The 8553-nt window shown below is 37.5% G+C and carries 4 protein-coding genes; all 4 read left to right on the top strand.

Features of this window, described 5'->3' with window-relative positions; translation table 11 throughout:
- Positions 1-1753: FAD-dependent oxidoreductase (locus AAC037_RS13105; protein WP_339903417.1), on the top strand; the 1753-nt coding region annotated here is incomplete at its 5' end.
- A 20-nt stretch (positions 1754-1773) separates the two neighbouring features.
- A complete protein-coding gene (locus AAC037_RS13100; RefSeq protein WP_339903416.1) occupies positions 1774-4074 on the top strand; it encodes a discoidin domain-containing protein in 2301 nt (766 codons plus the stop codon).
- A gap of 267 nt (positions 4075-4341) precedes the next feature.
- Positions 4342-5565, top strand: coding sequence for an alginate lyase family protein (locus tag AAC037_RS13095; protein ID WP_339903415.1), 1224 nt, complete (start codon positions 4342-4344; stop codon positions 5563-5565).
- A gap of 438 nt (positions 5566-6003) precedes the next feature.
- Positions 6004-8001, top strand: a complete 1998-nt coding sequence (locus AAC037_RS13090) for an LruC domain-containing protein (protein WP_339903414.1) — start codon at positions 6004-6006, stop codon at positions 7999-8001.
- Positions 8002-8553 lie beyond the last annotated feature (552 nt).

The raw sequence follows: 8553 nt of genomic DNA, 5'->3' as shown, positions 1-8553 counted from the left end.
CCGAATGGGAGCAGAATCTGCTGATGAATTCGACGAGGCATTTGCTCCCGATCACCAATACGGCGAGCTATTGGGACACAGCCTTTACTTCTATAGCAAGGACACAGGCAAGCCGGTTCGTTTTGTTGTCCCCCAATATGCCAATACAGAAATAGATGAATTGCCAAGATTCAAATCCTTCAATTTGAAGGATCATGGTTGTAGACTTTGGTGGGTGGAATACGGTGGGAGGAAAGACACCATCCACGAATCAGAAACAATAAAATGGGAACTTTGGCGAGTAATATATGGCATCTGGAATCACCTGAAAAACTCCGGGGAATATCCCGAAGTGGATACCCATACTTTAGAATGGGTAGGTACGATTCCCGGTAAAAGGGAGAGCCGAAGATTTGAAGGAGATTATATTTTGTCTCAAAAAGATTTGGTAGAACAACGTGTTTTTGAGGATGCCATTTCCTTTGGTGGATGGGCTTTGGATTTGCATCCTGCGGATGGCGTTTATGGAGAAATACCGGGCTGTACCCAATGGCATACCAAAGGCGTTTATCAGATCCCTTACCGTACCATGTACAGCAAAAATATTAGCAATCTTTTTCTCACCGGCAGGATCATTAGTGCCAGTCATGTGGCCTTCGGATCGAGTCGAGTAATGGCCACTTGTGCCCACAATGCACAGGCCGTAGCCATGGCTGCAGTGCTTTGCAAAGAGGAGGAAATTAGCCCTTCAGAAATCCTTAAGAAGGGTAGGATAGAAGCCTTAAAAGATCGCTTGGTTTTGCAGGGTCAATACATCCCAAATCATGCGTTGAGATTGAAAGAAGACTTGGCCCCATTGGCTAAGATTTCTGCTTCATCCACCATGCAATTGTCGGGGCTGGCTTTCGATGGACCTTGGAAATCTTTGACCTTTGCAGCCGCACAAATGTTACCGCTTTCACCCGGAAAATTTCCGGCTATGAAATTTCAGTTTAAAGCGAATGAAAATACCAAAATAGTGGTGTCATTGTTAAAAAGTGAAAAGAAAGGTAACTTTAGCCCGGAGACTATTTTGGCTAAAAAAGAGTTTGAATTAACTTTAGGTGAACAGTATTTAACTATTGATTCACAGGTTAATATAGAAAATTCAGAATATTATTTTGTGGCCTTTGAAGCCAATGATAAGGTGTCGATAAGGTGTTCTGAAACAAGAGCCACAGGACTGCTCACAGTCTTCCAAAAATTCAATAAAGCGGTAGCTACCTCTAGCAGGCAAGATCCTCCAAAAGGTATTGGTATTGAGGCGTTTGACTTCTGGTTGCCGGAAAGAAGACCTGAAGGACATAACCTTGGATTTGAGTTTTCTAAGACTATTGACCTTTATTCAACAAAATATTTAGTGAATGGCGTGTTTCGACCAACAACGGCTACCAATGCCTGGGCAGCCTGCTTAAATGATTCTCATCCTTCCATTGAATTGGTTTGGGATAAGCATCAGATTATTAGTTGTTTAAATCTGTATTTTGATACTGATTTTGATCATGCGCTAGAGTCCACCCTAATGGGTCATCCTGAGTATGAAATACCTTTCTGCGTAAGAGAGATTGAAATCAGTGATGGACATGGAAAAGTATTAGCAATTATTGAAGATAATCATCAAACTGTTGTGTCGGTTAAATTCAATGATCCAATTGAAACGGATCAATTGAAGTTATCTTTTAAACAGAAACACGAACATGTTCCGGTGGCTTTATTTGGTATAGTATGTTTATGAAAATGAAGGAATATAAAAAGTTGAAATCAGTACAAAATTGGATTTTTGCCTTGCTGTTTTGGCTTTGCTGTTTTGCTGCAAATGCACAGAACAATTTGTCTTTTTCTGCTCAGGCAAGCAGTAGTTCCACTGAAGAAAATCATGAGCCCAAACTTGCTGTTGATGGGGATTCAGAGACCCATTGGAGCAGTCGGGTTGAGGATGAAAATGCCTGGATAGTTTTCAAGTTTCCGGGTGCCACAGAAGTGTTGAACGTAGTTGTAAATTTTGCTCCATCGGCAGTGCCCAATGAAGCTTTTAATTTGCAGTATTTACTCAATGGAGAGTGGAGAACATTTGATAAGGTGAGCAACAATTCTGCTCATAAAGTGGAGGTGAAATTAAAGAAGCCTCAACTGATAGATAGGGTCAGGTTGTTAGCAATGGATGGACGAATGATGCAGCTAAATGAGGTGCAATTGTTAGGACAAAAATATGCTGATTCCAGCGGCATGGAGAACAAGCCGATACTCGTAAATCAAAGTGGATATAACCTTTACAGAAGCAAACGTTTTACCGCACCTGAAGTCAAAGACAATACCTCATTTACTATTGTTAATACTAAGAACGGAAAGGTAGAATTTACAGGAAAGGTATTCGGCGAAAAAGGGGATTTCTCAAATTTCAATCCATTAAGTGAAGATGAGTTTTTGGTGAAAATAAATGGACTTGAATCCTTTCCTTTTCGGATTGGTGCCAACTGGATTGAAAGAGTAACCTATAGAAATATGATTGATTTTATGTTGGGAGCTCGCCATTATGTGGGGACAGTAGATGATATTCGGCAGATAAGTTTTGCATGGAGAGATGGTGATTTTTTCAACTGGTCCATGCAAAGTCTGGTGGCCATGTACCTGAGTAATCCCGAGGCTTACGAGCGGATGGAAAGAAAAGGCCACTATATTTCCAATGATGATTTTCCTGAAAAATACAGGGGACTATGGGGAAAATTGGAACCCTTTGCCGAGGATACTCCAGACATCGTTCAGTTGATGCATTGGGATGCTGATGTAAAAATTAGTCAAAAGTTGGATCATGAAATGCAAAAGGCAGAGTTGGCACATTTTCTATATGCTTGGCCGTATATCAGTAGATGGCTTCCTCAGCAAAACTTTGACATGGTTTATCAATATGTCAAGGACAACTGGGAAAAAGAAGCGGTTTCTAAGCATTCCCTTTCTCAATACAATAAGAGTATAGCGCATAATCTGCTATCCTTGAAAACGCAAATGGGAACTACCAAAGGGGAAATGCCTCCGGGTTTTTCTGTGATACCAAACCTTATGATGTATGAGGTGGCCACACGTGAAGGTGATGTTGGTGCCGATAAGTACTTTGAAGCGGCCTTTAATCAAATGGAGTGGATGATAAAGCATTTGGATTGGGCAGATCCGATGACCACCAAGGGGCAAAGAATGTCTGAGCATATGACCATGCGAGCCTTTGCTTACTTCTACCATCAGTTTCCTGAACGATCTCCTAAAGGCATTCCTGAAAAAGTAAATGAATGGGCGCATTTGATGTTGGATCGATCCGACAACCTTTGGGATTTTAGAAAGTACAGTAAGGAAGAATGGACTCCACCCGGATGGAATGAGACCGGTAATATATTGGGTTTTCCGGCTGCTGTTTTTGCCGCTTGTGAGATTCTATCAGATGAGATTTTAATTAGAGATATGGAAATGTTGGCCTGGTCTCATATTGAGAATGCCTTTGGAAGAAACCCTACCGGTCGTCAATTTTCCTATAAGGGGCCTGAAGAGGTGGAAGGAGTCGAACTTGGTTGGTACAGCAGGCATAGAGGAGGGATAGGTTTATTGGATGAGGTACAGTTTGTATTTGACGGGTCGCCAAAATCTTTCCACTATCCCAATTTCCCGGAAGTTGGAGATCTAGGTTGGACGGAAGGCTGGGTTCAGTTTAATACTGCATTCAATATGAGCATGGCCTATATGGCCAATTATTATACGGATATAGTTTTGGAGAAAACAGGAAATGGCAATATTACAGTAGCACTTACTGCCCCACTTAATTTTGATTATAGTCAAACAGATAGGGTCAAATTAAAGGTGGCCAATCAGGCCGGAGATAGTTTGTGGATGAGTTTGGAAGATGCTTCACCGCTGTCTACACAATTAATAGGATCACTAAAATTCAAGGGAAATAAATTGCACGTAGGTGAAGAGGAACTATCGCTTAGTAAAGAAGACAGTATCATCCTGAAATATGGTTACGGTTTTTTTGAGCGACGTTTTATATTGCCGGTTTCAGCTTTAAAGTGATGTCAAAATAAGTCATGAGACTTCTATACTTCATGACTATTTTTCTCGAATAAGAGGAGGCAGTTCTTGCTCATTGAGCCTCATAATATCCTCAAAAGCATGAATATTTACCCAAATTTAATTATCACATATAAATTTATAAAAGAAAGGATTTCCAAAGCTTTATAAGCTTACAACAATAGGTATGGCTCTCGGTAAGTTCTTTCTTTTATATTATTCTTTTTCTAGTTAGTTTTAAAGACAATAATTAAACCCGAAATTTCCAAAATGAGCATTACCCAAAAAAATCAAATTGCCCTTATTTTTATCTTTGCTTTGGTCTTGGTTTCTTCTGATTTGCTCTGGGCACAGAAGGAATTTATCCTTTGGGAGAGAGCTGTTTTAGAAAAAGCAAAGCAGAACTCCGACACTTCCTTGGATTTGCCTGAAATGGTAAAGTTGAAAAAGGAGGCTGATGAGGCTTTGCAAACAGGTCCCTTTTCGGTAGTACATAAAAAGCAATTACCTCCAAGTGGAGACATACATGATTATACCAGCATGGGACCTTATTGGTGGCCTGACCCGAAAAAAGAGGATGGGCTTCCTTATATTAGAAGAGATGGGGAAGTCAATCCGGAATTTTATGACTACAAAGACCACAATGAATTTGGAGCTTTAATGAAGTCTTTGAATACCTTAAGTCAGGCTTATTACTTTTTCGAAAATGAGCAATATGCCCAATATGCAATACAATTAATCAACACATGGTTTCTCGACTCAGCAACCCTAATGAACCCCAATTTAAATTATGCTCAAAGAATTCCGGGTAGGACTGAGGGGAGAGGTATAGGCATTATAGACACCAGGAGAATGGCTGTATTGCCCGATATATTAAAGGTGCTTTCTGCGTCTGAACATTGGGATAAAGGAATAGACAAAGGAATGACGGATTGGTTGGCTGAATATGTTTCATGGTTAGTCAATAGCAAGCATGGGAAGGATGAAGCTGTTCATGGAAATAACCATACTACCTGGTATTTTGCCCAGACTATTCCTCTCACGCTTTATTTGGGTCAGACAGAAAGGGCTGATAGTTTGGCGAAAGCAGGGCTACCTTTAATTTTGGAAGAAATGATTGAACAGGATGGTAGTCAACCTGCAGAGCTTGCGAGGACCATTTCATGGAATTATAGTAGCATGAATTTGCTTGCGATTATGTATTATGCCCAGGCATGTGAAAAAGTGGGGATCAATATTTGGGATACTGTTAATGAAAAAGGCGGAAGTATACAGAAGGGCATGGACTTTTTGTTCAATTATACCAAAGCCAAAAAAGAATGGCCCTACAAGCAAATTAAAACACGTAAACTGTCACTTATAAAAGATCAATTGAATATCGCAGCATATAAATATGGGAATAAAAAGTACAAAAAAGCTGCAGATCAAATGAAAAGTGAGGATACTGAATTTAGTTATTGGGATTTGGTGAGTTTTAAGCAAATCAGGAAATAGCACAAGTGGTGTAATTGCGGTTACACCACTCTCCATGAAAACGAATAAATAAACTAGGTTTTTTTAGTAAAATAGTATATAATTTTACATACGAGAGTTGAAATGAGGTGTCGTTGGATTTATCGTTTGTATTATAGATTGTAATTTAAATATTCATTTTTTGAGAACTAAAGAATAAGCTGAAGCTGTTTTTCTGGAATGAAATTATTTACCAGGAATGTTTCGGATTTTAAATTATTCTATATTTTAAAATCCAATACTTTCACTAGTGATTTTAGGAATGGTTTTTTTGGGCTGCATTTAAATCCAGAATAACTTTGGAGAGAATAACAGCTTAAATTAAAAATATAGAATTAGTTTTAAACCATTTCGATTGGCATCTCGTTATTTATTGTACAATTTATTTTTTCAATTGGAATTGAATCAAAACAGCAAATTATGAGAAGAGTTATTAGTATTTTTTTAAAAATAAGTATGTCCGTGTTATTGTTTTATGGATGTAATCTTCCTATAAATGATGATATTGGTGATCTAGACAATGAAGTGAATTCGTTATCAATACCTGAGGGCTTTGACTTCAGTACCTCTGATGATGTTACAATTATTATTAATGACAATGATGGGTATGCGAAATATGATGTTTATGCCTATACAGATGAATTATATGATGCCGGTACCGAAACATTTGAAGATGAATCAGGTGAAACGATTACTGAAACCGTCTATAAGTCTGAGGTTCTGGAGAAATTAATTTTTTCAGGTGTTCCGGTAAATGGGGTGCTTAAGCAAACCGTTAACATACCTAAGTTTTACGAAAAATTATATATCCGAAGAAATGAACATTTAAATTTTACTTCTTCAATTGTTGATATTGTTGACCAAAAAGTGGATTTCAATTTTTCTGCCAATCAGCGTAGTTTAAGAACCTCTGCTGTAAAAAACGTAACGGATTATTTGTATGCGGTAAATGGAGAAGGACAGTTGTTTCAAATTGATCCGCTTACAGGGGTGCTGACAGATTTATCTAGCATGCCTATGGGTAGTTATACTTGTGCAATTGATCAAGAAAATAAAGTGCTATACTCCATTGGGAGAAGTAGCCCATACCCTTTAATGAAATATTCTATTGTAGAGGACAGTTGGGAGACCATTGCAAATATAGGATTTGGAGGCCCTAGGTTGGAATACAATTCAAATGATGGATTATTGTATTTTTCTAGTGGTTCCAGACTTTATACCTTCGATCCGTCCACAGGATCTAGATTAGATACGTGGAATATTATCGGTCTTCATAATACTAGTGGAGGTGATTTGGTTTTTGCAGAAGATGGTAAGCTATTTCTCTGTTCTGCATCCGGGCTATATGGACTAGAATTGGATTCAGATAACAATTATCAAAGTACCAGAATAAGCGCAGACAATTTGCCTTTTACCCCAACATCCATGACTTTTGACTCAAATCAGGAGTTGTGGATTGCCGATATTTCCGGTTATGCTAATTTAATTATTATGGACACTGAAACGGGTGGCTGGCAATACAAGTATGGGGTAAAAGCTAATAATAACTCTACCTACAAGAGATCAATACATGATTTAACTACCTTTAGGGTGTATGCTGACAATATAGATGAAACGGATTCAGACGGTGATGGGATATTAGATCAAGATGATGCTTATCCTAATGATGCAGAGGCAGCTTTCGAGTTATTTACCCCAAGTAAATATGGTAAAGGAACAATTGCCTTTGAAGACTTATGGCCTTCAACCGGTGACTACGATTTCAATGATGCAGTTTTGAGTTATCAGGCCATTGCTGTTTTAAATGCTGATAATATGGCAGTACGCCTAGATTTAATCTGTAATATCAAGGCCAATGGAGCCGGTTACAACAACGGGATAGGCATTGAAATTGAAGGTTTGGCCCCTTCTCAAATTGAAAGTGTTTCCGGCCCGGTTTTAACAGAAAATTATATTAGCTTAAATTCCAATGGAACCGAGGCAGACCAAGAAAATGCTGTCATTATCTTAGCTGATGATGTAGATAACATTTTAAATGAAACCACTATTTCTGTGAATTTTGTAGCACCGGTTAGCACTTCTGATTTAGGGATAGCTCCTTTTAACCCTTTCATTATTGTTAATGGTGTAAGAGCAAAAGAAATTCACTTACCTTATATGAACAGAACTAGCTTAGGAAATAGCAGCCTTGAGTTTACAGGAGAAAATAAAGATACATATGGGAATTTTATTTCAGAAAATGGATTTCCATGGGCTATAAGTATTATTCACGATTTTAAAGTTCCAAAGGAAAAAGTAGATATTACCTCAGCGTATAACTTTTTTAGCACCTGGGCCGAATCCGGAGGTACTTCCAATGTCGATTGGTATAAAGATAATCCTGGAAATAGAAATGATGACCAATTGGAGGGAGAATAGTTTAATACATAATTTAATATTCACCTATCGCTGCTACTAGTTCAAAATGTTTAGTACATTGAGTTTCCCTAATTTGAACAAACTTTTTAGAGATTTGAATCCATTAAGCACTTTAAGGTATATATGTTTTAGGATAGTATTAGATTTCAAAAATGATTGATTATTTATTATTTAATTTATACTTAAAAAGTATAATTACTTGTTAAATACATGTCAATTTTTGTTGGTATATAACAGTTAATGCATGTAAATTATTTATAATACTTAGGAATTTATGGGTAATTGATTATTTTTACAAAAGCTGATATTTATATAGGCGTTATTTTCCATTTTTACCAGTAATGATCATATAATATTCTAAAGTTCCTTCAATTATGAGAAATAAATATTTATTGACTCTTGTGTGCTTCATTATTGGATTTTCTTCAATTGCACAAACCTTTTCTCCGGCTTTTCAAGGTTACAGTAGAAAGAAAACTACTTATATTACCCTTAAAGATGGTAGTGAAATATCTGTTGTCATTAAAAAGCTATTCTTTAAAAAGGGTTTAA

Origin of the sequence: uncultured Cyclobacterium sp. (genome assembly GCF_963976465.1) — a bacterium.
Classification (GTDB): Bacteria; Bacteroidota; Bacteroidia; order Cytophagales; family Cyclobacteriaceae; genus Cyclobacterium.
This window is presented reverse-complemented; position numbering and strand designations above follow the sequence as displayed.

Excerpts from the sequence above, each read along its gene's own strand:
- AAC037_RS13095 (WP_339903415.1), top strand. The coding sequence starts at position 4,342 with ATGAGCATTACCCAAAAAAATCAAATTGCCCTTATTTTTATCTTTGCT.
- AAC037_RS13090 (WP_339903414.1), top strand. The coding sequence starts at position 6,004 with ATGAGAAGAGTTATTAGTATTTTTTTAAAAATAAGTATGTCCGTGTTA.